This window comes from Streptomyces deccanensis (genome assembly GCF_022385335.1).
Classification (GTDB): domain Bacteria; phylum Actinomycetota; class Actinomycetes; order Streptomycetales; family Streptomycetaceae; genus Streptomyces; species Streptomyces deccanensis.
Genome location: NZ_CP092431.1, coordinates 4582386 through 4607206, shown reverse-complemented (window position 1 = coordinate 4607206; position 24821 = coordinate 4582386). Strand labels below are relative to the sequence as shown.

The 24821-nt window shown below is 72.0% G+C and carries 22 protein-coding genes; 11 read left to right on the top strand and 11 right to left on the bottom strand.

Going from position 1 to position 24821, the window contains the following annotated elements; all coding sequences use genetic code 11:
- Positions 1-35 precede the first annotated feature (35 nt).
- On the top strand, positions 36-761 hold the full coding sequence (locus L3078_RS20435; protein ID WP_239755402.1) for a copper homeostasis protein CutC: 726 nt from the start codon (positions 36-38) through the stop codon (positions 759-761).
- A gap of 43 nt (positions 762-804) precedes the next feature.
- Here the strand turns inward: L3078_RS20435 and L3078_RS20430 are convergent, their stop codons facing one another.
- The gene (locus tag L3078_RS20430) at positions 805-1896 is read right to left on the bottom strand and encodes a hypothetical protein (RefSeq protein WP_239755401.1); all 1092 of its coding nucleotides are present in this window, start codon (positions 1894-1896) and stop codon (positions 805-807) included.
- 130 nt (positions 1897-2026) lie between these two features.
- On the opposite strand from L3078_RS20430, the gene L3078_RS20425 reads away from it, so the two are divergent.
- Positions 2027-2542: a RipA family octameric membrane protein gene (locus tag L3078_RS20425; protein WP_239755400.1), complete on the top strand. Its 516-nt coding sequence runs from the start codon at positions 2027-2029 to the stop codon at positions 2540-2542.
- Between the two features lie 159 nt (positions 2543-2701).
- Here the strand turns inward: L3078_RS20425 and L3078_RS20420 are convergent, their stop codons facing one another.
- Complete coding sequence (locus tag L3078_RS20420; RefSeq protein ID WP_239755399.1) at positions 2702-3487, bottom strand: NPP1 family protein; 786 nt, start codon at positions 3485-3487, stop codon at positions 2702-2704.
- Between the two features lie 314 nt (positions 3488-3801).
- Here L3078_RS20420 and L3078_RS20415 point away from each other — a divergent pair, with 314 nt between their 5' ends.
- Both L3078_RS20415 and L3078_RS20410 read left to right on the top strand, forming a co-directional pair.
- Positions 3802-5058 carry a trypsin-like serine peptidase gene (locus L3078_RS20415; RefSeq protein ID WP_239755398.1) on the top strand — a complete coding sequence of 419 codons (1257 nt, stop codon included), beginning with the start codon at positions 3802-3804 and terminating at the stop codon, positions 5056-5058.
- Positions 5059-5306: 248 nt separating this feature from the next.
- Complete coding sequence (locus L3078_RS20410) at positions 5307-5948, top strand: dihydrofolate reductase family protein (RefSeq protein WP_239755383.1); 642 nt, start codon at positions 5307-5309, stop codon at positions 5946-5948.
- Here L3078_RS20410 and L3078_RS20405 read toward each other — a convergent pair.
- Positions 5945-7909, bottom strand: coding sequence for a HelD family protein (locus L3078_RS20405; RefSeq protein WP_239760394.1), 1965 nt, complete (start codon positions 7907-7909; stop codon positions 5945-5947). The two genes, L3078_RS20410 and L3078_RS20405, sit on opposite strands and share 4 nt — an antisense overlap.
- A 409-nt stretch (positions 7910-8318) precedes the next feature.
- On the opposite strand from L3078_RS20405, the gene L3078_RS20400 reads away from it, so the two are divergent.
- Positions 8319-8516, top strand: coding sequence for a hypothetical protein (locus L3078_RS20400; RefSeq protein ID WP_239755382.1), 198 nt, complete (start codon positions 8319-8321; stop codon positions 8514-8516).
- Positions 8517-8706: 190 nt separating this feature from the next.
- Here the strand turns inward: L3078_RS20400 and L3078_RS20395 are convergent, their stop codons facing one another.
- Positions 8707-10350: a DNA repair helicase XPB gene (locus L3078_RS20395; protein ID WP_239755374.1), complete on the bottom strand. Its 1644-nt coding sequence runs from the start codon at positions 10348-10350 to the stop codon at positions 8707-8709.
- A gap of 133 nt (positions 10351-10483) precedes the next feature.
- Here L3078_RS20395 and istB point away from each other — a divergent pair, with 133 nt between their 5' ends.
- A complete protein-coding gene (gene istB / locus L3078_RS20390) occupies positions 10484-11938 on the top strand; it encodes an IS21-like element helper ATPase IstB (RefSeq protein WP_420864079.1) in 1455 nt (484 codons plus the stop codon).
- Here istB and L3078_RS20385 read toward each other — a convergent pair.
- Together L3078_RS20385 and L3078_RS20380 are read right to left on the bottom strand one after the other, a co-directional pair.
- The gene (locus L3078_RS20385) at positions 11922-12098 is read right to left on the bottom strand and encodes a hypothetical protein (protein WP_239755372.1); all 177 of its coding nucleotides are present in this window, start codon (positions 12096-12098) and stop codon (positions 11922-11924) included. The two genes, istB and L3078_RS20385, sit on opposite strands and share 17 nt — an antisense overlap.
- Before the next feature lie 207 nt (positions 12099-12305).
- Positions 12306-14969: a helicase C-terminal domain-containing protein gene (locus tag L3078_RS20380; protein ID WP_239755371.1), complete on the bottom strand. Its 2664-nt coding sequence runs from the start codon at positions 14967-14969 to the stop codon at positions 12306-12308.
- A gap of 192 nt (positions 14970-15161) precedes the next feature.
- Here L3078_RS20380 and L3078_RS20375 point away from each other — a divergent pair, with 192 nt between their 5' ends.
- Both L3078_RS20375 and L3078_RS20370 read left to right on the top strand, forming a co-directional pair.
- Positions 15162-16262, top strand: coding sequence for a hypothetical protein (locus L3078_RS20375; RefSeq protein ID WP_239755370.1), 1101 nt, complete (start codon positions 15162-15164; stop codon positions 16260-16262).
- Between the two features lie 201 nt (positions 16263-16463).
- Entirely contained in the window at positions 16464-17087 is a 624-nt protein-coding gene (locus tag L3078_RS20370) for an HAD family hydrolase (RefSeq protein WP_239755369.1), read from the top strand.
- Between the two features lie 22 nt (positions 17088-17109).
- On the opposite strand, the gene L3078_RS20365 is transcribed toward L3078_RS20370, so the two are convergent.
- Positions 17110-17361 (bottom strand): hypothetical protein, encoded by a 252-nt coding sequence (locus L3078_RS20365; protein ID WP_239755366.1) that lies wholly within the window; start codon positions 17359-17361, stop codon positions 17110-17112.
- Positions 17362-17487: 126 nt separating this feature from the next.
- Here L3078_RS20365 and L3078_RS20360 point away from each other — a divergent pair, with 126 nt between their 5' ends.
- Positions 17488-18660: an RNA-guided endonuclease InsQ/TnpB family protein gene (locus tag L3078_RS20360; RefSeq protein ID WP_239755361.1), complete on the top strand. Its 1173-nt coding sequence runs from the start codon at positions 17488-17490 to the stop codon at positions 18658-18660.
- Positions 18661-19172: 512 nt separating this feature from the next.
- Positions 19173-19556 (top strand): cold-shock protein, encoded by a 384-nt coding sequence (locus tag L3078_RS44605; RefSeq protein WP_045556039.1) that lies wholly within the window; start codon positions 19173-19175, stop codon positions 19554-19556.
- Between the two features lie 21 nt (positions 19557-19577).
- Here the strand turns inward: L3078_RS44605 and L3078_RS20350 are convergent, their stop codons facing one another.
- The 4 genes from L3078_RS20350 to L3078_RS20335 form a co-directional block, all read right to left on the bottom strand.
- Positions 19578-20462: a 1,4-dihydroxy-6-naphtoate synthase gene (locus L3078_RS20350; protein ID WP_239755351.1), complete on the bottom strand. Its 885-nt coding sequence runs from the start codon at positions 20460-20462 to the stop codon at positions 19578-19580.
- 7 nt (positions 20463-20469) lie between these two features.
- A complete protein-coding gene (locus L3078_RS20345; RefSeq protein WP_239755345.1) occupies positions 20470-21186 on the bottom strand; it encodes a futalosine hydrolase in 717 nt (238 codons plus the stop codon).
- Positions 21187-21202: 16 nt separating this feature from the next.
- Complete coding sequence (locus tag L3078_RS20340) at positions 21203-21673, bottom strand: hypothetical protein (RefSeq protein ID WP_239755344.1); 471 nt, start codon at positions 21671-21673, stop codon at positions 21203-21205.
- Positions 21674-21747: 74 nt separating this feature from the next.
- The gene (locus L3078_RS20335; protein WP_338059570.1) at positions 21748-23094 is read right to left on the bottom strand and encodes an MFS transporter; all 1347 of its coding nucleotides are present in this window, start codon (positions 23092-23094) and stop codon (positions 21748-21750) included.
- Positions 23095-23777: 683 nt separating this feature from the next.
- Here L3078_RS20335 and L3078_RS20330 point away from each other — a divergent pair.
- Entirely contained in the window at positions 23778-24707 is a 930-nt protein-coding gene (locus L3078_RS20330) for a DUF3027 domain-containing protein (protein WP_239755341.1), read from the top strand.
- Positions 24708-24821 lie beyond the last annotated feature (114 nt).

Sequence of the window (24821 nt, the reverse complement as noted above, 5' to 3'; positions counted from 1 at the left end):
GTAGTCGTCACGCGAAGCCCGAGGGAAGGGGCCCCATGACCACGCGCGCGCTTCTGGAGGTGATCGCCCTCGACGCCGAGGACGCCGTCGCCGCCCAGGCCGGAGGTGCCGACCGGCTGGAGCTGGTGGCGGACATGGCGGCCGACGGGCTCACCCCGACCGTCGCGACGTTCGTGGACGTGCAGGCCGCCGTCGACATCCCCGTACGCGTCATGCTGCGGCTCGCGGACGGGTTCGCGGCGGGTGACGTGGACGCGCTCGTGCGGGTCGCCTGTGACCTGCGGGCGGCCGGGGCGGAGGAGTTCGTGCTCGGGTTCCTCGGGGAGGACGGCGGGCCCGATCTGGACGCCGTGGAGCGGGTGGTCGCCGAGTTGGACGGGCGCCCGTGGACGTTCCACCGGGCGGTCGACCGCGCCGCCGACCGGGACGCCCTGCGCAAGCAGCTCGCGGACCTGCCGGGGCTGGACACGTATCTGACGGCGGGGTCGGCGCAGGGCGTGGACGACGGGCTGCCGGTCCTGCTCGCGGAGGCCGCGAGACGCGGGGACCCCGGCTACACGCAACGCCTGATGATCGGCGGCGGTCTCCGCCTCGACCACATCCCCCGCCTGCGCGCCGCCCGCGTAGACGCCTTCCACATCGGCGGCGCGGCCCGCCCGCACGGCTGGACCGCCCCGGTCGCAGCCGACGCCGTACGGGAGTGGCGCGCGGCGCTGGACGCACGTGTCACCCGCGCGGGAGTGAGGGCGCGGGGCGACTGACGCCCCGCGCCGGAGCACGGGCCTACTCGCGCCCGCGCGTGGGTCAGCGCGGGTCCATCGGGAGCGTCGGGAGCCCTGCCCGCCGGATCGCGCCGACGGCGGTGCCGTCGAGGCCGTTCAGGTCGTCGTGCAGTCGGGTCAGCAGCGGGAGCACCTGGGCCCGGGTCATCTTGCGGACGCGTCCCTCGTGGGTCCAGGCGTCGACGGCCGTGGGGTCCAGGAGCACGATCTCGGGGGTCCAGTCGGAGCGGAAGCGGACGACGGCCCGCAGCAGCGTGGTCCACTTCAGGCGGTCGGGGTCGTGGAACCCGGGGAGGGGCGGGAACCGGGGCGGCTGCCAGTCGGGCCCGTGCACCTGCCGCAACTCCTCGGCACGCGCGGTCAGTTCACGCTCGGCGGCCTCCCGGAAGTCGTCGTACGCCTCCCGGACGTCGAGGTCGCCCGTCTGCCGGTCGCCGTAGAGCAGGACCAGTACGGACTGGGGGCGGCGCAGCCGCATCACCTCGGTCAGCTCCCACAAGGTGCCCTCGCTGGTGCCGGCCACCAGCAGGACCAGGCGGGCGTCGGTGATGAGCGAGGTGACGGTGGGCTGCCAGTCGTCGAGGGGGAGGTAGAGGCGGCGGGAGCCGGCGAGGGGGAGCGCCTCGTCGGGTTCCCCCACGGCGAGCGGGCGGCCGAAGGCGCTGAACGTCCGGCACACGCCCTCCTCCAGCGTGAGCGAACTGCCGCTCACCAGCGAGCCGCCCACCCCCATCCACCGGCTGAACGCGTGCCGCATCAGGGTGCCGGTGGCGTCCTCGGCGAAGGGGCGCAGGTAGAGGACGTACGGCTCCCGCCGCGCCTCCTCCATCGTCCTGACCACCCGGACGTGATGGCGCCGCCCGTGCCGCCGCATGCGCAGGCCCACCACGAGCGACAGCGCGCCCCAGAGGCCGACGCCCGCGACGATCAGCACATCCCGCACCATGGGGCCGATGCCGTTGACCGGGACGAAGACCGTGTTGCTCCTGGTGGCCGCGAAAATCACCAGCAATCCGCCCCAGATCGTCCCCGCCAGGCCCACGAGCCGTAACGCGCATCCGAACAGCGGGCGTTGGCGCCGCCGGGGGGTACCGAAGGGAGTGGGATCAGTCATGAACAGCAACAGATCCGAGCCGGCCGCGACGCGCAATCGAACAAGGGGGATTACCGGGTCCGATTCGCTCTTTCGTGGCACCTGACGGCCCGTACCGGTGGGATTCCGGCGCGGCGGACATGATGGGCGGATGGCAGACCTCCACCACTCCCTGTGGAACTCCGACGTCGCGCCCGACAGTTACACGCCCGCCAACACCCCTTATCTGGGCGTGCTCTTCGAGCAGTACAAGCTCTGTGTCGAGACGGCCGACCGCGTCAGCGCGCGGCGAGGCGCTGCCAACACCTTCTTCCTGTCGCTCAACAGCGCCATCGCCACGGCCATGGTCGGCGGGCTCGGGCCGCGTCCGGGACGGGTGTCGGTGTGGCTGCTCCTCGCCGGTCTGCTGATTCTCGTCGGGCAGTGCGCTGCCTGGTACCTGATGGTCCGTTCCTACCGCCAGCTGAACACCGCGAAGTGGGCGGTCATCGGCGCGTTCGAGAAACGGCTCCCGGCCTACGCCTACTCCCGCGCCGAATGGACCGAGCTGGGAGAGGGCGAGGACTGGCGCCGGTACGTGCCGCTGACCCGCCTGGAACAGTGGGTGCCACCCCTGTTCGTGGCCGCCTACCTGGTGGGCTTCCTGGCCCTGGCGTACGCGCCGTAGCCGGGGCCGCCGCGGGATGAAAGCACGGGGCGCAGCCCCTGTCTTTCAGGGGCGCGGGGAACTGCGCGAGAAGCCCCGCGCACCCGCACCCGAAAACGCACCCACCCCACAGCGCACCCACCCCACAGCGCACCCCCCTCGGCAGGGCAGCCCGCAGGGCTACGCGTTGGGGTCGAAGGAGATCCCCGACGGCTTGGCCTTGGTGAGGTTCGAGGCGAAACTGCCGTCCTTGAGGCCGAAGTTGGCGCTGCCGAAGTCGTGGGAGACGAGGATGTCGCGGACGCCGGCCGGGTAGCCGTTCCAGCCGACGAGCGGCGGGTACTGCCAGGTGCCCTCGTGGTTCTCCGGCGGCTCGTCGTTGGAGCCCGCGAGGCGGAAGCAGTGCGTCCGGATGCCGTCCTTGTGGTAGACGATCTTCGGGTGCGTGCCGTCCCAGCGGACCGCCGACGCGGCGTGCACGGTGAAGCCGCCGTGGGCGGACGTCGAGACGTACTGGGCCGTGCCGTTCTGCACCCAGACCACGACGTGCTCCCAGTCGTGCCGGTGGCCGCCGATGCTGCTGCCCGCGACCGCCTGGTCCTTCTCGAAGTAGAGGTCGTACATGATCGCGCACCAGCCGTTGTTGCACTTGTAGCGCGAGTAGCCGTTGGTGTTGTCCAGGTCGGACCGATCGCGGCAGTCGCCGCTCAGTGAACCGGTGGGCTTCAGGCCGCCGTTGACCGTGCCCGTCGGGCCGATCGCGGGCGTCGAGTAACAGCCGTCGGTGTCGTAGTCGTACGCCGGCTGCCACGTCGTCTCCAGCGCCTCCGCGTTGGCGGGCAGCGCGCCGGGCGGAGCCGCGTACGCACTGCCGGCCACGCCGACCACCAGCGCGACGGCGGCGCCGACCACCACGGCGGATCTGCGGAAACGACGCGATGCGCGCGTGCGTGAACCTGTCTTCACTGCGACCTCCTGAGCCCGCCTGGGGGATGGCATGCGCAGGTCAGATTGGCGCTACTCGCGGGTAGTGCACAAGAGGCGGGAGGTGTCGGAGTGATGAAGAATCAATCATTGTGAAGAACTTGTGAGTTGGGCCCGGCCTTGTCCGATGGATGCGGACGCGCCACATCACAGGTAGATATCCGCCGCGTAGTTGTTGTGTGCGAAGTCGACGTGAAGAGCGCCTTGGCGATCATCAGGCCCTCACGCGCGTGCATAGTTGTCTCGCCCCAGCCAAGCGGGGGCATGACAAGTTTCATCACACGGGGACGGGCTCCATGCCATTCATACGCCGCCGCGGCCTCACGGCCGCTGCCGCCGTGATCGCCGCGGTCATGGTCACTACCACTGCCTGCAGCAAGACCGAGGAGAGTGGGGCCAAGGCCTCCGACTCCACGACCGCCCAGGCGGACGCGGGCGACAACATCGACACCGGAGAGAACGAGAGCGGCGGTGACACGACCGTCGGCGGCTTCAAGCTCCCGAAGGGCGTGCCGACCGAGCTGTCCGGTGACGCGCTGCGGAAGTGGAAGGACGGTGGCTGGCAGGACTTCAGCGGCGACTGGGCCTCCAAGGCGGAGGACTTCGCCAACCCGTACATCGAGAACTTCTGGACGCCGGAGCGCATCGCCGAGGCCGAGGAGAACCTGCCCGACCTGCCGGCGATCGCCGAGGCCGGCAACACCGCCACCGGTGCCGGCAAGACCACCCAGGTCTGGCTGCCCGACGGCAAGGTCAAGAAGCAGCAGGCCGGCCGCGTCAAGGCGACCTACCACAAGTACGCGCCCCCGGTTGGCAAGCTCTTCTTCACCACCCCCCAGGGGTCGAGCGTCTGCTCCGCCGCGGTCGTGAAGGACCCGGCGCACCCGGGCAAGTCCAACCTCGTGTGGACCGCCGGGCACTGTGTGCACGCGGGCAAGGGCGGCGGCTGGTACCGCAACATCGCCTTCGTCCCGTCCTTCAACAACACGGGCAAGCTGAACATCAGCCAGGCGTCGGCCAACTACCGCGCCAGCAACGTCTCCCCGTACGGCGTCGCCTGGGCCGACTGGGCCACCACCTCCGGGACCTGGATCAAGGGCGGCGCCGCGAGCCAGGGCACCGTGGCCGCCGCGTACGACTACGCGGTGCTGCACGTGAAGCCGGAGAAGGGCTCCAAGTCCCTTGAGGAGCGCCTCGGTTCGGCACTGCCGGTGTGGTTCAACGCGCCCGCCGCCAACAAGGTCAAGAACATGAAGGTGCGCGGCTACCCGGCCGAGGCCCCGTACGACGGCTCGAAGATGTACCACTGCCAGGGCGCCACCAAGCGCTTCGTCCTCGGCTACAGCTACCCGAGCGACTACCCGGCCCAGTACATGGTCGGCTGCACCATGAACGGCGGCGCCTCCGGCGGCCCCTGGTTCATGACCCACAAGGGCCGCACCTACCTGGTCTCCAACAACTCCCTCAGCGACCGCTCCACGTTCATCACCGGGCCGCGCCTCGGCAAGAACGCGAAGCAGGTCTACCTGGCGACCAGCAACAAGTTCAAGTAGAGCGCCCTCGCACCTGATCGGCCCCCGGCGACCTCGGTCGCCGGGGGCCGACGCGTGTGCACAGCCACCTGCCTGGGGTGGCGTGAACACGTGGACCGCCCATCCGGGTGGCCGTCGGACCCCCGGCGGCGGCTGTGCCGTCACGGGAGTATGCGAGGCGTGTCCTGGCCGCCATCATCTCCCTCATGACCGGGCCGGTCGTCCCGGCCCACGACGCTCGACCAGCGGATGAAAGGGAGTCACCAGCCATGTCACTCGCCCGCGTCCACAACTTCTCCGTCTCGCTCGACGGCTTCGGCACCGGTGAGGGCCTGAGCCGCGACGCGCCGTTCGGCCACGCCGGTGAACGGCTGCACGAGTGGATGTTTGCCACCCGGTGGTGGAGCGAGGCGACCGGCGGATCCGGCGGGACAGCCGGCCTCGACGACGCCTTCGCGCGGAAGTTCCAGCCCGGGGTCGGGGCCGAGATCATGGGCGCGGGGAAGTTCGGCTACCCCGGATGGCACGAGGACCCGGAGTGGAAGGGGTGGTGGGGGCCCAACCCGCCCTTCCACACCCCGACCTTCGTCCTCACCCACCATCCCCGGCCGTCGATCCGGATGGAGGGCGGGACGACCTTCCACTTCCTCGACGCCTCACCCGCCGAGGCGCTGGAGGCGGCCCGCGAGGCGGCGGACGGCCAGGACGTACGCATCGGCGGTGGGGTCACCGTGGTCCGGGACTTCTTCGCCGCCGGGCTCATCGACCACCTGCACGTCGTGGTGACCCCTGTCCTGCTCGGCCGGGGCGAACGCCTCTGGGACGGGCTGGAGGGCCTGGAGAAGGACTACGACATCGAGGCCGTCTCCTCACCCAGCGGGGTCACACACCTGACGTTCAGCCGACGCTAGACGAGCTGCGGGGGCAGCGGGGCCGCGTGGGTGACGATCAGGCCCGACACCGCTCGGGTGAGGGCCACGTACAGACGGCGCAGGCCGGTCCGTTCGTCGGGCTCCCCGTCGACGACGGCCTGCGGCTCGTCCAGCACCACGTAGTCGTACTCGAGGCCCTTGGCGAGCGAGGCCGGGACGAGGGTGAGGCGGGTCTCGTGCGTGGTCTCCTCGCCGGGCGCGAGGTAGGTGATCCCCGCCGCCGTCAGCGCCTCGGCGAGCGCGGGGACACGGGCGTCGGCGGCGATGAGGCCGACCGAGCCCTCGTTGCGGAGCAACTCCTCGCAGGCGGCCACCACTTGGGAGTCGTCGGCGCTCGGCCGTACGTCGAAGAAGCCCGGGTTCTCCCGGACGGACGCGACCGGCGTCAGACCGGGCGCGATGTGCGGCAGGAGCCGTGAGGCGTACGTGATGACGTCGGTCGGGACGCGGAAACCTGCCGTCAGCTCCTCCACATGCGCCTCCGTCTTGCCGAGATGCGTCAGCGCCTCCTCCCAACTCCGCGTCGCCCAGGGCGTCGTGCCCTGCGCGAGGTCGCCGAGGACCGTCGCCGAACCGGTGGTGCAGCGGCGGCCCACCGCCCGGTACTGCATGGGGGAGAGGTCCTGCGCCTCGTCGAGCACGACATGGCCGAGGGAATGCGTGCGCTGCACCAGGTCCGTGGTCTCGTCGATCAGCACGGCGTCGGCGGCCGACCACTTCACCGACTTCACGCTCCGCGCCGGCTTCGCCCACAGGATCGTCTTGCGCTCCTCCTCGGTCAGGAGCCCGTCCGCGTGCTCGGCGAGGAAGTCGGCGTCGGAGAGGAGCCGCATCACGAGCTTCGCCGGGTCCACGGGCGGCCAGATCGCCTTGACGGCCGCCTTCACGGCCGCGTTGCGCGCCACCGCGTCCTGCACCCGGTCGTCGGGCGCCTCACCCGCCCGCTCCATCTGCACCAGCACGGCGTGCGCGATCCGCTGCGGCAGGGCGTCCCGCGCGGCCCCGTAGCGGATGTCCCGGTCCAGCAACTCCCGCACGATGCCTTCGAGTTCGTACGCCGGCACCCGCCAGCGACGCGAACCCCGGACGACCACGACGGGCTCGGTGGGCAGCGTGACGTGCGACCGTACGGCCCGGCGGAGCACCTCGGCCATGCGGGCGTCGCCCTTCACGACGGCCGCCGCCGCGTCGTCCGCGCCCCGCACCTCGACATGGGCGACGAGGTCGTCGACGGTCGCCTGCTTGACCTCCAGCTCGCCCAGCGCGGGCAGGACCTGCTCGATGTAGTGGAGGAAGGAGCGGTTCGGCCCGATGACGAGGGTGCCGGTGCGGGACAGCCGCTCGCGGTGGGCGTAGAGGAGGTAGGCGACCCGGTGCAGGCCGACCGCGGTCTTGCCGGTGCCGGGGCCGCCCTGGACGCAGAGGCTGCCGGACAGGTCCGAGCGGACGATCTCGTCCTGCTCCGGCTGGATCGTCGCCACGATGTCCCGCATCGGGCCGACACGCGGACGCTCGATCTCCTGCTGGAGCAGCTTGCTGGTGGCCGCCGCCTCGGCAGGGTCGGAGAGGTGCTCGTCCTCGTACGCGGTGAGGTCGCCGCCGGTGTACCCGAAGCGGCGGCGCAGGCCGACGTCCATGGGGTCGGTCTTCGACGCCCGGTAGAACGGCTGCGAGACGGGGGCGCGCCAGTCGATGACCATCGGGTCGCCGTCCGCGTCGTGCACGTGCCGGCGCCCGATGTAGAAGCGCTCCCCCTCCGCCCCCTCGGCCTGCTCCGCGCCCGGCGCGTGCAGATAGTCGAGGCGGCCGAAGAAGAGCGGGGTGTGGCTCAGGTCCGCGAGGGCCTTGATCCGCTCCTCGATCTGGCGGGCGAGTACCTCCGCGTTCACCCAGTTCGCGGTGACGTCCTTGATGTCCAGCGCCTGCACGTCCTCCCGCATGGCCCGCAACGCGGCACGGGAGGCGGCGAGATGGGAGCGCTCGCGGGAGAGGGGGTCGGCCGGCTCGGTGGGGGCGGCGGGGTCGGCGGTGGGGTGCGCGGACAAGGGAGTGCCTCCGGGGGCCTACGGGAGCTGGGGGTACGCCTGACGGCGGTGACCGGCCGGTTTCCGTCCGGACGGCGGCGCTCCACGGACGGGAGGCGGGCAAGAGCGGAGAGTGTAGGTGAGGGGAGGGGGCGGATGCCAACGGATTTTTTCCGGGTCCTGTCCGGTCCCGTCCGCCGTACCCCTAGGGGGTCCGTACGACGCCGGTACTACGGGAGGCCTGGCCCTGAGGGGGAGCCGGGGACTCAGCGCACTCACCCCGCAGACCGACGCGTTCCACAGGCGGACGTTCCACCATGGAGACATGAGTGCAGCGACCTTCATCCCAGCCTCGGCCTCCGGCCGACCCGGTCCGCCGCCCGGCGCGACCGGCCTCGACGACCACCACCACCGTCACCGCCTCGGCGACGCCCTGCGCGCCGTCAAGGTCTTCGCGAGCGCCGCCTTCAACGTCGTCATCCTCGGCGAGTACGCGGAGGAAGCGGGCGTACGCCGCCGGTGATCCCCCGGGCCGCCGTGCGCGACCCGTTGATCACCCCTGCCCCGACGACTGACCGCCCTGCCCCGACGCCTCAACCGCCCTGCACCGACGCCTCAGCCGTGTGCACCGACGCCTCAACCGCCCTGCGCCGCCCGACTCCAGGGCCCGACGACGTGGTTCCCGCTGCCCGCACTCAAGGCGGCCTCCGTCCTCAGCCCTCCGACAGGAGTTCGTCCGCGTCCATGATCCGGTAGGCGTAGCCCTGTTCGGCCAGGAAGCGCTGGCGGTGGGCGGCGAAGTCCTGGTCGATGGTGTCGCGGGCGACCACGGAGTAGAAGTGCGCCTGGTGGCCGTCGGCCTTCGGGCGCAGGACCCGGCCGAGGCGCTGCGCCTCCTCCTGGCGTGAGCCGAAGGTGCCGGAGACCTGGATGGCGACGGTGGCCTCGGGCAGGTCGATGGAGAAGTTCGCGACCTTCGACACGACGAGCACGTTGATCTCGCCCTGCCGGAACGCGTCGAAGAGCTTCTCGCGCTGCGCGTTGCTGGTCTCGCCCTTGATCACCGGCGCGTCCAGATGGGCGCCCAACTCGTCGAGCTGGTCGATGTACTGCCCGATGACGAGGATCTGCTGCCCCGCGAACCGGCGGACGATCGCCTCGGCCACCTTCCGCTTGGTCGCGGTGGTGGAACAGAAGCGGTACTTCTCCTCCTGCTCGGCGGTGGCGTACGCGAGCCGCTCGGAGTCGGTCAGGTTCACCCGGACCTCGACGCAGTTGGCGGGCGCGATGTAGCCCTGCGCCTCGATCTCCTTCCAGGGCGCGTCGAACCGCTTGGGCCCGATCAGCGAGAACACGTCCGACTCGCGCCCGTCCTCCCGGACGAGCGTGGCCGTCAGCCCCAGCCGCCGCCGGGCCTGGAGATCGGCGGTGAACTTGAAGACCGGCGCGGGCAGCAGGTGAACCTCGTCGTAGACGATGAGGCCCCAGTCACGGGAGTCGAACAGCTCCAGGTGCGGGTAGACGCCCTTCCGCCGGGTCGTCAGCACCTGGTAGGTGGCGATGGTGACCGGGCGGATCTCCTTGCGGGTCCCGCTGTACTCGCCGATCTCCTCCTCGGTCAGCGAGGTCCGCTTCACCAGCTCGTGCTTCCACTGCCGCGCGGAGACGGTGTTGGTGACGAGGATGAGGGTCGTCGACTTGGCCTGGGCCATGGACCCGGCGCCGACGAGGGTCTTCCCGGCCCCGCAGGGCAGGACGACGACGCCGCTGCCGCCGTGCCAGAAGTTCTCCACGGCCTGCTTCTGGTAGGGCCGCAACGCCCAGCCGTCCTCGGCCAGCTCGATCGGGTGCGCCTCACCGTCCACGTACCCGGCGAGGTCCTCGGCGGGCCAGCCCAGCTTCAGCAGGGTCTGCTTGATCTGCCCGCGCTCCGAGGGGTGCACGGCGACGGTGTCGGGGTCGATCCGGGCCCCGACGAGCGGGGCGACCTTCTTCGACCGCAGGATCTCCTCCAGCACCGGCCGGTCGGTGGTGGTCAGCACCAGACCGTGGGTCGGGTGCTTGGAGAGGGTGAGGCGGCCGTAGCGGTCCATCGTCTCGGCGACGTCCACGAGCAGCGCGTGCGGCACCGGGTAGCGGCTGTACTGCACCAACGCGTCCACGACCTGCTCGGCGTCGTGGCCGGCGGCGCGCGCGTTCCACAGCCCGAGCGGTGTCACCCGGTAGGTGTGGATGTGCTCGGGCGCCCGCTCCAACTCGGCGAAGGGCGCGATGGCCCGACGGCACTCGTCCGCCTGCTCGTGGTCGACTTCCAGGAGCAGTGTTTTGTCGGATTGGACGATGAGGGGACCGTTCACGCGCGACACCTTTCGATTCGGCCAAACGTCCAGTGTGCCTGATCGTTCCCCCTGACAGGCCTCCAGTCCTATTGGATGTCTATTCATTCCGATGAGTGGCTGGAATTCAGATTTGCGGCAGTGGTTCCGAAGAATGCGAACCGTGCAGCCACCCACCCCGGCAAACGCCGCCGACCCGGTCACCCCGTCCGTCTCCCCCCAGGGCACCACGCTCGGCTACGCCCTCTTCGCCACGCGCTGGCTCCAGGCGCCGCTGTACTTCGGTCTGGTGGCGGCGCAGGGGGTGTACGTCTACAAGTTCTTCAACGAGCTGTGGACGTTAATCGTCCGGTGCGTGAGCGGGAGCGCCACCGAGACCTATGTGATGCTCGCGGTGCTCAAACTGGTCGACGTCGTCATGATCGCCAATCTGCTGATCATGACCATCGTCGGCGGCTATGAGACCTTCGTCTCCCGCATCGGCCTCCAGGGCCACCGCGACCAGCCCGAATGGCTCTCGCACGTCAATTCCAACGTGCTGAAGGTCAAGCTGGCCACCGCCATCGTGGGCATCTCCTCGGTGCATCTGCTCCAGATGTTCGTGGACGTCCACCACACCTCCCACCACGCGCTGCTGTGGGGCACGGTGATCCACATGGCCTTCATCGCCTCGGCGGTGCTCCTGGCGTACATGTCGGGGCCCATGCTGCGCGAGGACAAGGGCCACGGCACTCACCACGACCCGTCCGACGACCCGAAGCCGCCGAAGCCCCCGCACGGACCGGCCGAACCGACGGACCGCGGCGGACCGACGGAACGCGGCGAGCCGACGGTGACCGCCGCCCCCGTGGTGTTCCGGACCCCGCTGCCGATCCCGGCGCAGGCGACGTCGTACGAGAACCGCGAGCGGTACGAGGTGCGCGAGAGGGGTGACAGCCGCGAGCGGTACGAGACCCGGTTCACGCGGGGCGGGACCCGGTTGGTGCAGTACGAGACCCGGCGCGCGCCCGGCGTCGGTCTCGGGGCCGGGGCCGGGGTCGAGGGGCGGGTGCGGGCGGCCGGGTTCCCGGCGCGGAAGCTGCTGGAGGAGTTCGACGAGGGGCACCCGCGCTCCTTCGACCGGCGGCTGCTGGCCCGGCTGGGCACGCTGGACTTCGTCGACACCGGGCGGAACGTGGTGTTCGTCGGCGCCCCCGGCACCGGCAAGACGCATCTGGCGATCGGGCTCGGCGTACGGGCCTGCCAGGCCGGGCACCGGGTGCTGTTCGCCACGGCCACGGAGTGGGCCGCACGGCTGGCCGGGGCACGGGCCGAGGGCAGGCTCGCCGAGGAACTGTCCGCGCTCGACGCCTGCCCCCTGCTGATCGTCGACGAGGTCGGCTACCTCCCCTTCGACACGGACACCGCCCGGCTCCTCTTCCGGCTGATCGCGCACCGCTACGAGCGGGGCTCACTGATCGTGACCAGTGACCGCCCGCTCGGCCGCTGGGAGGAGATCTTCGGCGGGGCCGCCCCGGCGATGGTCGACCGCCTCGCGCACCACGCCGAGATCGTCCTCCTCGAAGGCGACAGCTACCGCCTGCGCCGAGCCCCTACTTCAGCAGGCTGACGTTCTGGATCAGCGGCCCCTCCACGCCGACGCCCTCGCCGACGAGGGTGCCGAGTTCGGGGAGGGGCAGGGGCGGGTTCGCGGCGGCCGGGGCGGCGAGCGCTCCCACCAGGGCGACGGCGACGGCGGCTGCGGAGAGCAGTGCGGAGAGAGGGCGCATGCGTACGTATGGGCCTTTCGAGCGCAGGAGTCGATCTCGATCGGACACAGGGTGGCTGCCCGACGTCACGGGAGTCGATGCGCCGGGGGACCCGCGCTCGCCCGTGCGAGGGAAAACCGGGCGTGGCCTGCATGAAAGCCGGCGTACACCCGAACGGGTGATCTCCGGGAGGCGGTTTGATCAACGGCGTCGCCCGGACCCGGCGGGTCAGGTCGCGTCGTCCGCCAGTTCCGCGACGCCCGTGATCCGGTGGAGCGGGAAGGTGCGGACCTCGTCCGCCGTGTGGTCGTACGCCGTCACGAAGCCGCCCTCGACGCGGACCGGGGCGATGACCCGCTGGCTGGCGGAGCCCTCGGCGTTGACGTAGCCGATCCAGAGGGCCTCGCCGGTGAGGACGGCGGCCTGCATCGTCGCGAGGGTCTCGGCGGAGCCGGTGCGGGGCAGGGTGCCCGGCGGAGTGGCCGGACCGTCGGGCGCCCGGCGGGGCGTCGTGGAGGCGAGGTCACCGGCGCGGATGGCGCGGATCGCGGCGCCCAGCAGGGTGTCGTCCGGGGCCGGGGGACCGTCCGGGACGGGCTCCGGGGCCGTACGGGGCGGGGTGCGGCGGGCGTGCGCCCGGGTGATCAGCACATCGCCCTCCGCCGACTCGGCGGCCGGCGCGTACCCCATCCCCCGCAGCCCGTCGAGGAGCGTCGCCGGGTCGGTCTGGGCGGCGAGGACGGTCGGCGCGAGCCGCCGCAGCCCGAGGCCCTGCGACCGCTTGTCGGCGAGGATCTCGCTGAGCATCGCGTCGTCGTCGCAGCGGACGTACGCCGACGCCGCGCCGATCCGCAGATGGCCGTGGCGCCGGGCCACGTCGTCGATCAGATACGCGAGGGGCTGCGGGACCGGCGTGCGGGAGTGCGCGGTCAGGAAGTCGTGCAGGTCGGACGCGCTGCGGCCCGCGTCGAGCGCCCGGCGTACGGACCCCGGCGTGAACCGGTACACCGTCGCGCCACCCTTCGACTCCACGTCCGCCAGCACCCCCAGCATGTCCGCCAGCGGACGCTTCAGCGGACCGGGCGCCACGGCCGTCAGGTCCGCCTGGAGCAGGACGTGGTCCAGCGGCTCGGGAAGCAGCGGCGCGAGCAGCCGGGCGGCCCGGGAGGCGGCGGCCGCCCGCTCGGCGACGGGGTCGGGGGCGGACACGGATGCGGGAGCGTGCGGCAGGGGCACGTGGTGGGCCGGGAGCTTGTCGCCGGGGGTCTCCGGCAGTTCGGCCGGGGCGGGGGCCTCGTCGGGGAGCCCGAGGAGCGCGCGGCCGTGCGAGGACAGCGCGCCGCGTCCGGTGATCCCGAGCGACTCGGCCTCGGAGAGGGTCCACCGGGCGATCCGGGCCCGCAGGTCCTCGCCCTGGCGCGACCGGGCGGAGGGTTGTTGGTTCGCGGGGGAGGCCGGGGCCGCCTGGGACTGCGGGGGCTGTGCGGGGGCCTGCTGGGGGTGCTGGCCGCCGCGCGTGGGGCGTTCCCAGTGCAGGCGGGCCAGGACGGAGTCAGGGGTGGCCGAGGTGCCCTCGGGGAGCCCGGCGAGCAGGGCGAGGACCCGGTGGCGCACCTCGGGCGCGGCCGAACGGTCCAGCCCCGGGCCAAGCGCCGACAACGTACGGTCCTTGGCGTCCCGCTCCCCGATCACGCCGGGCGTACGGGTCGCCGTCAGCCAGGCCGTGGCGAGCCGCGCCCAGCGCTCGGCGGCGGGCAGCTCCAGCCACTCGTCGTACGCGGGCGTCGCGGCGTACCGCTCGTCGGCCTCGCCGTCGGAGGCCAACAGCCCGGCGGCGTAGGCGAGTTCGACCCAGAAGGCGGCGACCGGCTCGGGCAGGTCGAGCGCCACCGCCGTCCGTTTCAGATCCCGCACGCTCAGCCCGCCCGCGCGCAGGACACCGGGGCCGCCCTCGTCCCAGTCCTTCAGCAGCTCCTCCACGGTCGCCAGCGCGGTGTACGCCTGTCCGGCCGCCGTCGCGTCCACAACCTGTGGACGGTGCGTGCCCGACGCCTCGACGGGCGGCGGCACCGGCTGGACCTCCCGATGTGCCCGGCCCGACCGCAGCCGCAGGGCGACCTCGCGGGGGATGACGACCGTGCCGGGGGCGGTCGGCAGGAGCAGCCCCCGGTCCAGCAGCCAGCGCAGATGGGGCGCCGGGTTGGCGGTGACCTGGCCGTACGGCGGCCCCCACACGAGCCGGGTCAGCACGTCGAGCGACTCGGGGGGCGCGGTGGCGAGGAGCGCGGCCATGCGGCGGCGGTCGGTGAAGAGCGCCGCGAGGGCCGTGACCGCCGACACCGAGTCGTGGGTGCTCGGCAGACCGGCCGCCGCGACGATCTCCTGGACCCGCCCCGGCGACATGCCCGCCGTGGCCTCCGCGACGGTCGGGCCGAGACCGGTCGGGGAGGGATGCTGCGGCGAGGGCGCGAGCAGCTCACGGGCCGTGCGGACGAGGCGCAGCCGGTTCTCGGGGCCCCATACGAGGGCCTGGTCGCGCAGGGTGCCGAGGGCGCGGGGCAGCGCGGCGGTGACGGCGGGGTCCGCGTCGTCACCTGCCAGCAGGGAGGCGAGTTCGTCGTACGACGCCGGGTCCGCCGCCACGGCCAGGGCCTGGGCGGTCTGCAGGGCGAACCGGTCCAGCCGCTCCAGGGCCCGGACGACCGACGCGCGGGTGCCGGCGCGGGTCGCCAGCTGGGTCAGGTCGGTGGGCACGGGCGTGATGAGGTCCGGCCGCGCCCGGAGCAGCACGGCGAGCGAGCGGTCGTCCCGCCCGCGCAGGGCTTCCGCCAGGGAACGGGGGGCTCCACCGGCGGGCGCCGTCTCCGTGGGGAACTGCTCCTCGGTGCTCATCCGGCCAACGGTAGCGGCTGCGTGGGGCGGGGGCGCCTCTTGGCTTGGGGGCGCCTGTTTCGTCGGCGGGTGCGGGCGGGTGGGGGCTGGTCGCGCAGTTCCCCGCGCCCCTTGCCTGTCCGGCACCTGAGGGCCCTCCCCGGAAGCGATACCGTCGGGAGGAAGTACGCGCGCCAACCCCGGAGGGGCTTCGTGGGGATTGAGAGCGACCAGGTCGTCTACGAGTATCTGAGCCGGGTCGGCGACCTGGCCCAGCAGCGGCAGTTGCCGTCGTCGACGCGGATGCGGCTGGTGTCGGGGCTGCGGGACGAGATCGACCGACGGCGGGCCAAGGCGCCGGTGGACAGCCCGGCCGCCGTGCGCCGCATCATCGCCCGCCTCGGTACGCCGGACGAGGTCGTCGAGGCGGCGGGCGCGCCCGGTGACGTACCGGAGCCGCCGGCGGCCGCCGTGCCCGTGCAGCGGGTGACGGGCGGGGACACGGCCGACGAGGACACCGGGGACGCCGGGGAGCGGGCCAAGGGGGTGTCCAGGGGGCTGCGGCGGGTCGTGCCGCGACCGCGTTCCGCTTCCCCTTCCGCCGATGCCGTGCCGCCGCCCGTGGTGGGCGGTGCCGCTCCGCCGCATCTCGCTCCGCTGCACGAGCTGGGGGAGGGGGGCGCCCAGCCCGACTGGTGGCGGGTCGGCGGGGGCGGGGGGCCCGGCGGTGACATCGGGTTCGGGGTCGGGGACTCCGTGCCGGGTTTCGTCGGCGGCGTGGAGATCCCCGAACTGCTGAAGCCGCCTCCGGTGAAGAGGGACGGGGACGAGGCCGAGGAGCGGGCGAAGGGCGGGGAGCGCGGGGCCGTCGTCGAGAAGCAGGCGGCGGCTTCGGCGGGCGGGGCGGAGGAGGGGGCTTCGGGTCGGGCCCCGGCTCGGCGGCGGGTGCCGTTGCCCCGGTTGCGGCCGGCTGGTGGGGGGTGGACCAATCCGCTGCTGTTGCTGGCGGCCGTGCTGCTGGTCGCGGGGGCGGTGATGGGGAGTCTGGTGCCGCTGGGGCTGGGGTGGTTGATCGCCTATCTCTCGCGGAGGTTGACGCCCGCGGAGTCGAAGTGGGCGGTGATGGGGTTGCCCGGGGTGGTGGCCGCGGGGGGTGTGGTGTGGCTGTGGGGGCGCAGTGACGGGCGCTGGGGCGAGCCGATCGCTCAGGGGCAGATGAGCGGGGCGCTGGCGGAGACGTGGCCCTGGGTACTGCGGGTCGCGGCCGTGTCGTCCGCGGTCTATCTGTTGTGGCGGTCGCAGCGGGTTCGGTGAGCTGGGGTTTCGTCGGCGGGTGCGGCTCCGGTGGGGCTTCTCGCGCAGTTCCCCGCGCCCCTAAAGACCAGGCCCCTGCGGGCCTGAAAAGCACGGGGCGCAGCCCCTGCTTTTCAGGGGCGCGGGGAACTGCGCGAGCAACCCCCACCGGAGCCGCACCCGACAGCGCACCCGACAACGCGCCCCCACCCGGCCCCCACAATGGACCGCATGAGTTCTCGCATGCTGACCGTCGGGTTCGACCTCGATATGACGTTGATCGATTCCCGGCCGGGGATCCACGCCTGCTACGTGGCGCTGTCGGCACGGACGGGCGCGTACATAGACGCCGATCTCGCGATCACCCGGCTCGGTCCGCCTCTGGCGGAGGAGCTGGCGCACTGGTTCCCGGCGGCGGAGATCCCGGCCATCGCGGACCTCTACCGGGAGATGTACCCGGCGATCGCGATCACGGCGACCCCCGCGATGCCCGGCGCGCCGGAGGCGATCGCGGCGGTCCGGGCGGCCGGGGGCCGGGCGATCGTGGTCACCGCCAAGTACGAGCCGAACGCCAAGCTGCACCTGGAGCACCTCGGCATCGAGCCGGACGTCCTCGTGGGAAACCTGTGGGCGGAGGCCAAGGCGGACGCGCTGCGCGAGTACGGCGCGAGCGTGTACGTCGGCGACCACATCGGCGACGTACGCGGCGCGCGCACGGCCGAGGCGTACGCGGTCGCCGTCGCCACCGGCCCCTGCGACGAGCGCGAGCTGCGCGAGGCGGGCGCCGACGTCGTCCTCGCGGACCTGACGGCCTTCCCCGCGTGGCTCGCCGCGCACCGGGGCTAGAACGTGCCTCGCGGGCCCGTCGCTAGAAACGTGCCTCGCGGGCCCTTCGGCGCCCCGCCGCGACGGACTGGAGGACTCCGGCGCCGGCGATGAGGAATCCGACCCCCATGAGCATGCTCAGGACGAACATGTACGTGGGGAACGGAGTCGTTCCGAGGAACAGCGGGGCCACGGTGACGAGTGTGGCCACGGCGCCGACGATGAAGACGACGCCGCCGACGCGGATCAGTCGGTCACCGGGTTCGGCGGAATTCGGTTGGGTTTTGTCACGCACCCGACCAGGGTAGTTCCCAGCGCGAGGGAGGTGGCGCTGTGGTCGCGGCTCGGGGCTGGTCGCTCGTTCGGGTGAAGGAAAGGGAACGCACGCTGGCTGTTCGTACGGGTGTGTACGTTCGTGCTCATGAAGCTGGTGGTGCAGGTCAAACTCCTGCCGACGCCCCTCCAGGCGGCGGCGCTTGAGGCGACCCTGCGTGCCTGCAACGAGGCCGCCACGTGGGCCGCCCATGTCGCTTTCGAAGCGAAGGCGGCCAAACCCCTGGCGCTGCGAAAGCACACCTATCAGCAGATCAAGGACCAGTGGAATTTGGGGGCTCAGGCCGCCCAGCACGCGATCAAGAAGACCTGTGACGCCTACACGACGTTGCGCGCCAACCTCCGTAACGGAACCCACGGCAAGCCCGGCTCCAGGCGGTACGAGACTGCGGCCGGCAAGCCGGTCACCTTCCGTGCGGACGCCGCCCAGCCCTATGACGACCGGATGCTGTCCTGGCAGCACAAGCGGCGCACCGTGTCCATCTGGACCACGGCCGGGCGGATGAAGAACGTCGCGTTCACCGGCGAGGCGGGGCAGATGGCAGTGGTGGCCGCGCACCGCAGGGGTGAGTCCGATCTGCTGTGCCGGAACGGGCAGTGGTATCTGCTGGTGACCTGCGATATCGCCGAGGCCGAGGAGAACGCACACGCCGTGGGGTTCATCGGGGTGGACCTGGGCATCGTCAATATCGCCACCACCTCCACCGGCAAGCGGTACAGCGGGCGCCGCCTGAACCGGCGTCGCGAAGCGGACCGGAATCTGCGCACGAACCTGCAGAAGAAGAACACCAAATCTGCCAAGCGGCGGGCGAAAAAGCGCGCGGGCAAGGAAAAGCGCCGGGCCCGCGACATCAATCACAAGATCAGTAAGCGCATCGTGGCGGAGGCTCAACGCACCGGTCGCGGAATCGCCCTGGAAGATCTGACGGGCATCCGCGAACGGGTACGGCTGAGGAAGCCCCAGCGCGTCACGCTGCACTCCTGGTCGTTCCACCAGCTCGACAGGTTCATCGTCTACAAGGCGAAACGCGCCGGGGTTCCGGTGGTCCACGTCGATCCGGCATACAGCAGTCGGGAATGCTCCCGCTGCCACCACATTGGGAAAGCCAACCGGCCCTCGCAGGCCGTGTTCGTCTGTCGGTCGTGTGGCTTCGCTGAGCACGCCGACCGTAATGCGTCCTACAACATCAGCCACCGTGGCTGGTACGCGTGGGTCCGCGGGGCCGAGTCACAGGTCCCTGCCCTCACCCTCATAGCCTGACCGGCGACATGGTTGAGATACGAGAGCTGGATGCGGCCGGGTTCACAGAAGCCATCGGTGAATCCGAGCAGCAAGCCCGGAACTTCGGTTCCAGGTAGTTGACACGCAGTTTCCGACGCCGATGTCCTGAAGGCAGCTTCTCCGGACAGGCTTCGGCGAGCCATGCAAGAGGGCTTTGCTCGTGATGGCCATTGACGCGGGGATGGTCCGAGTGCCAGTACAGCGCTCGTGCTGTCTGGTGCTTTCGGTGAGGTGAACTCGCCTTCCAGCAGAGCCCTGCGTCTGTCCGTGCCTCCAGCGGGACATGGCGGGAAGACGGGCGGAAGTCAGAGAAGGCTTGTTCCTCCACGCTTCCTGCACTGCTTTGCGCCTCTGCTGGCACAGGCGGGGCTCAGTCTCGCCGCTGTCGTGGTTAAGGGCGTGTTTGGTTGGGGTAGGCCCCGGTAGGCTGGTGCGACGCCAGGTCAACGGCGTCCGGATGGCGTCCGGGAGCGATCGAGGGAGTGTGTGCTTTGCCGACTGGCAAGGTCAAATGGTTCAACAGCGAGAAGGGCTTCGGCTTTCTCTCCCGCGACGACGGCGGTGACGTCTTCGTCCACTCCTCCGTACTGCCCGCCGGTGTCGACACCTTGAAGCCGGGCCAGAAGGTCGAGTTCGGAGTCGTTGCGGGTCAGCGCGGTGACCAGGCCCTTTCCGTGACGATCCTGGAGCCCGCCCCGTCGGTGGCCGCCGCCCAGCGCAAGAAGCCCGACGAGCTGGCCTCGATCGTGCAGGACCTGACCACACTGCTGGAGAACATCACGCCGATGCTGGAGCGGGGCCGCTATCCCGACCGTGCCGCCGGCAAGAAGATCGCGGGTCTGCTGCGCGCCGTGGCTGACCAGTTGGACGTGTGACCGACCCGACTTCCGTCCCGCTCAAGGGAATTCGAGCGCGTCCGGGCCGAGGGGCGGTACCAGTCCCTCGGCCGCCGCGCGGGTGAGCAGCCCCCTGACCGCCGCGTAGCCGTCCTCGCCGAGGTCGGCCGTGAACTCGTTGACGTACAGGCCGATGTGCTGGTCCGCGACGGCCGGGTCCATCTCCTGGGCGTGCTCCAGGACGTACGGGCGAGAGGCCTCGGGGTCGTCCCAGGCCGCGCGGACGGAGGCGCGGACCGTCTCGGCGAGCGCCGTCAGGGTCTCCCGCCCCAGCGAGCGCTTCGCGATGATCGCGCCCAGCGGGATCGGCAGTCCCGTCGTGTCCTCCCAGTGCTCGCCCATGTCGGCGAGCTTGTGGAGGCCGTAGTTCCGGTACGTGAAACGGGCCTCGTGGATGACGAGTCCGGCGTCGACCTTCCCGTCCCGCACGGCCGGCATGATCTCGTGGAACGGCATCACGACGATCTCGCCGACCCCGCCGGGCAGGGTGTCCGCCGCCCAGAGACGGAACAGCAGATAGGCGGTCGACCGCTCGCTCGGCACGGCAACCGTACGGCCGGTGAGGTCCGTCCCCGGCTCCCGCGTCAGCACCAGCGGACCACAGCCCCGCCCGAGCGCACCGCCGCACGGCAGCAGCGCGTACGCGTCGAGGACGTACGGCAGGACGGCGTACGACACCTTCAGTACGTCGAGATCGCCGCGTTCGGCCATCCCGTTGGTGATGTCGATGTCCGCGAACGTCACGTCGAGCGCGGGCGCGCCCGGGATCCGGCCATGGGCCCAGGCGTCGAAGACGAACGTGTCGTTCGGACAGGGCGAGTACGCCATCCGCAGCGCGCCGCCGGCCGCCCCGGGGGCGCTCGCGGGGCTCGTTTCAGGGCTCATGGTCGGATCAGGGCTCATGTGGGTCCCAACTCTCCAGTACGGGCGTCAGCTTCCCGAAGGCCGTGGTGAGTGCGGTCAGGGCGTCACCGATCCGCCAGGCGGCGCGGTCGCGCGGGCCCACGGGGTTGGAGACGGCCCGCAGTTCCAGTACGGGCGTGGTGTGCGCGGCGGCGGCCTCGGCGACCCCGAAGCCCTCCATCGCCTCGGCCAGCGCGCGGGGGTGGCGGGCGCGCAGGGCGTGCGCGCGCTCGGCGCTGCCGGTGACCGTGGAGACGGTGAGCACGGTGCCGGTACGGGCGCCGGTGGCGGTCGCCGCGGCGCGTACGAGGGCGGGGGGCGGCCGGTGGGTGACGGTGCCGAAGCCGAGGTCGGTGACCGGGAGGAAGCCGTCCGGTGTCTCGGCGCCCAGATCGGCCGCCGTGATCTCGTCGGCGAGGACGAGGGAGCCGAGGGGGGCCTCGGGCAGGAATCCGCCCGCGATCCCGGCGGACACGACCAGCCCGTACGGCCTGCCCTCCAGGACCGCCGCCGTCAGCGCGCCGGCGACGGACGCGGCCGCGAGCGCGGGGCCCACGCCGGCGGCGAGGAGGTCGTACTCCGGGCCGGTGGGGCGGAAGCGGTGGAGGGTGGCGGCCGGGAGGCGGGACTCGGTCGCCGGGGCCGGAAACGCTCGTGCCACCGCGTCCCGTTCGGCCGGGACGGCGGTGGCTACGAGGACACGCATGAGGGTCGGCAGGGGATCAGGCGTCCGGGTTCTTCAGCTCGAAGTTCCACACGCCCTCGATCTTCGAGCCCTCGGCGTTCTGCTGGACGACGCTGATGGTCAGCTTCTTCTGGGCGGCCTGACCGGGCTGGGTGGCGAAGAGACCGGGGTTCTCGAAGGCCCAGTACGTCTTGTCGAACGTGTCGTTGGTGGCCTGCTGCCCGTTGATCCACAGGGCCCAGCCCGTGTCCGCCACCTCCGGGTCGACGCCGATGCGCAGGGTCTCGCCCTCCGGCAGTTCGATCGACTTGGAGGGCTTCTCCTGCGCGCACTCCTTGGCCTGCTCGGCGGTGAGGGTGCGGTAGCAGGCGGCCTCGGAGCTGATCGAGTCGGTACCGATCGTGACGGTGGCCATCGGCGTGGGCTCATCGCAGGCCGACAGGACGAGAAGTCCGGCGGAAACAGCGCCGAGAGTGGCTGCGGCGCGACGGGAACGCTGGGAGGTCATGGGCGAAGGCTATCTGGCGTGTCCAGGGGCGCCCCTATGTGGGGTACGGCGTGCCGGGGTCGGTCGGCCGTAGGTCATGCCACCCGGGCGCGGGGCGCACCCCCGTGCCGGGCGGAGGAGAGCAGTCCGCGGACCGTGGTGAGCCAGCCGGCGGCGACGATCGCGGCGGCCACGGCCATCCCCAGGGTGCCGTTGAGGGGCAGGGCGATACCGACGGCGCCGCCGACCACCCAGGACATCTGGAGCAGGGTCTCGGAGCGGGCGAAGGCCGAGGTCCGCACGAGTTCGGGGACGTCGCGCTGGATCAGGGCGTCCAGCGACAGCTTGGACAGGGCCTGCGAGAAACCGGCGACCGCGGCGAGAGCGGCGATGAAGAACGTGCCGAAGAACAGCGCGGCCAGGATCGCCACCGCGAGTTCCACGGCGACGACGGTCACGATGATCAGCTCCGGCGACCGCTGTTTCACCCACGCGCCGACGGCCGTGCCCAGCGCGTTTCCCGTGCCGGCGGCCACGGCCACCATGCCGAGCGACAGGGCCGCGCTCTGCCCGTGCAACGGGTGGATCCGCAGCAGGAACGCCAGATAGAAGATCAGGAAGCCGGAGAGGCCGCGCAGGGCGGCGTTCGCGCCGAGCGCGTGGGTGACCGCCGGGCCGACCGTCCGCAGGCCGGGCCGTTTGAGCGTGCTGCTGCGGTGCGGGCCGTGCAGATGCTCGGCGTCCGCCGCGAGCAGGGCCCGGTCCTCGCCCTTCGCCGAGTCGACCTTCGCGGGCAGCGTGAAGGAGAGGAACGTACCCGCCACGAAGATCAGGAAGGCGCCGTAGAGCGGCCAGCGGGGGCCGAGGGCCTGGAGCCCGGCGCCGATGGGCGCGGCGACGCCGGTGGCCAGCAGGCCGCAGAGGGTGACCCGGGAATTGGCCTTCACCAGGGAGAAGCGCGGCGGGAGGAGACGGGGCACGACCGCGCTTCTGACCACGCCGTACGCCTTGGACGCGACGAGGACGCCCAGGGCGGCGGGGTACATCTCGATGCGGCCGGTCTCGACGGCGCCGACGAGGATCAGGGCGAGGAACGCCCTCGTCAGCATGGCGCCGGCCATCGCGGCGCGGCGGCCGTGCGGAAGACGGTCCAGGAGGGGGCCGACGACGGGGGCGAGGAGGGCGAAGGGGGCGAGGGTGATGGCGAGGTAGAGGGCGACGCGGCCGCGGGCCTCGTCGGTGGGGACGGAGAAGAAGACGGTGGAGGCGAGGGAGACGGTGATCATCACGTCGCCCGCGCCGTTCACTCCGTGCAGTTCGATGAGTTTGCCGAGGCCGGACTCGCCGGCGCCGTGGGCGTGGGTGGCCTTGCGGATGCCTCGGGCGGGGCCGGTGAACGGGAGGTGCAGGGCGCGGCCCACCGAGCGGGCCGCGCCGGTCACCCGACCCGACCCGCGCGCTCCGCTCCGCTCGGCGCCGGTCACCCCGTCATAGTGCCCCGAGATGGCGGGGGGTAGTGCGGTTACCGCTCGTATGGCCGTGGGAGGGCGGGGGCGCCTCATGGGGTGGGGGTGCGGGTCCGTGGGCGACTGCGGCTCCGGTGGGGCTTCTCGCGCAGTTCCCCGCGCCCCCAAAAACTTCAGGCCCCTGCGGGCCTGAAGGACCACGGCCCTGCGGGCCTGAAAAGCATGGGGCGCAGCCCCTGGTTTTCAGGGGCGCGGGGAACTGCGCGAGAAGCCCCACCGGGCCGCGGATGCCCACGTCGCCCCGGCTTCCGGACCGGCTGACGTGGGGCCGGCCGCAGGCCACGGCGGTTTTTCGCCAACCGTCGGTACCGTTTGCAGTCCGCCCTCACCACCGGCCTCCGGCCAAAGCCGAGCGCAGCGGAATCGCGGAACCCTTACGTCGGTGTGGGCGCCGAGCCTCGGAGAAGGTAGCGTGCATAGCGCGCCTGCGGCGGTTGTTCTCGGCCGCGCGCCTCTCGTTCATCCCGCAGAATGGATGACATAGGTGCGCCCGAGTGCGATCGGGCGCGGACGTCGACGCGGCCCCCTGGTCCGCTCCGTCCGCACCCCCCGCCGAGGGAGGCGCACTCGTGAGACGGCGTAGGAGAGAAGCGATACCTGTGAGCGCAGCGACAACGCGAAGCCGCACCCCCGACCGTCTGTGCGCCGAGGCCGTCGACCTCGCCCGCTCCGCCGCCGAGGAGGCCGCCGCGCCCGGCGTGGTCGGCGAGCACGCGGGGCTGATCTCCGAGGGCGACCGTGTGGTGACGCACTTCTTCGAGTGCAAGGAGATGGGCTACCGGGGCTGGCGCTGGGCCGTCACCGTCGCCCGCGCCTCCCGCGCGAAGCTCGTGACCCTCGACGAGGTCGTCCTGCTGCCCGGCCCGGACGCGCTGCTCGCGCCGGAGTGGGTGCCGTGGAGCGAGCGGCTCAGGCCCGGTGACATGGGCCCCGGTGATCTGCTGCCCACCGACGCGGACGACCTGCGGCTGGAGCCCGGGTACTCCGGCGAGGACGAACCGCTGCCCAACTCCCCGGTCTCGCACGACATGGCCGAGCTGGTGGAGGCGGAGGACGCCGAGGTCACCGGTGGGGCGCCGGCGAACCTGCCGCTCGTGCCGAGCCGGGGGTCGATCGCCGCGGTCGCCGAGGAACTGGGGATGCGCCGGGCGCGCGTCCTGTCCCGGTACGGGCTGCACACGGCGGCGGACCGGTGGGAGGAAGGGTTCGGGGCGAAGACCGCGATGGCGCAGGCCGCGCCCGCCGCGTGTGTGAGCTGTGGATTCCTTGTGCCGATCGGGGGGTCGCTCGGGCAGGCCTTCGGGGTGTGCGCGAACGAGTTCGCGCCGGCGGACGGGCGGATGGTGTCGCTGACGTACGGGTGTGGGGGGCACTCGGAGGCGGCGGTCATGCCGAAGCCGCCGCGGCCGGCTCCGCCGCGGTTGGACGAGACGCGGGTGGATCCCTTCCCGCTGCGGCCGGCGGCGGACTCCGGGTCCGTGCCGGTGTCTGAGGAGGCCGAGTCCGAGGCGGACCTGGGGCATTCGTAGTGCCGCCGGTTCAGTGATCCGGTTCGCCCGAGAGCTCGGGGGTGCGGGTCCGTGGGCGACTGCGGCTCCGGTGGGGCTTCTCGCGCAGTTCCCCGCGCCCCTGAAAACATCAGG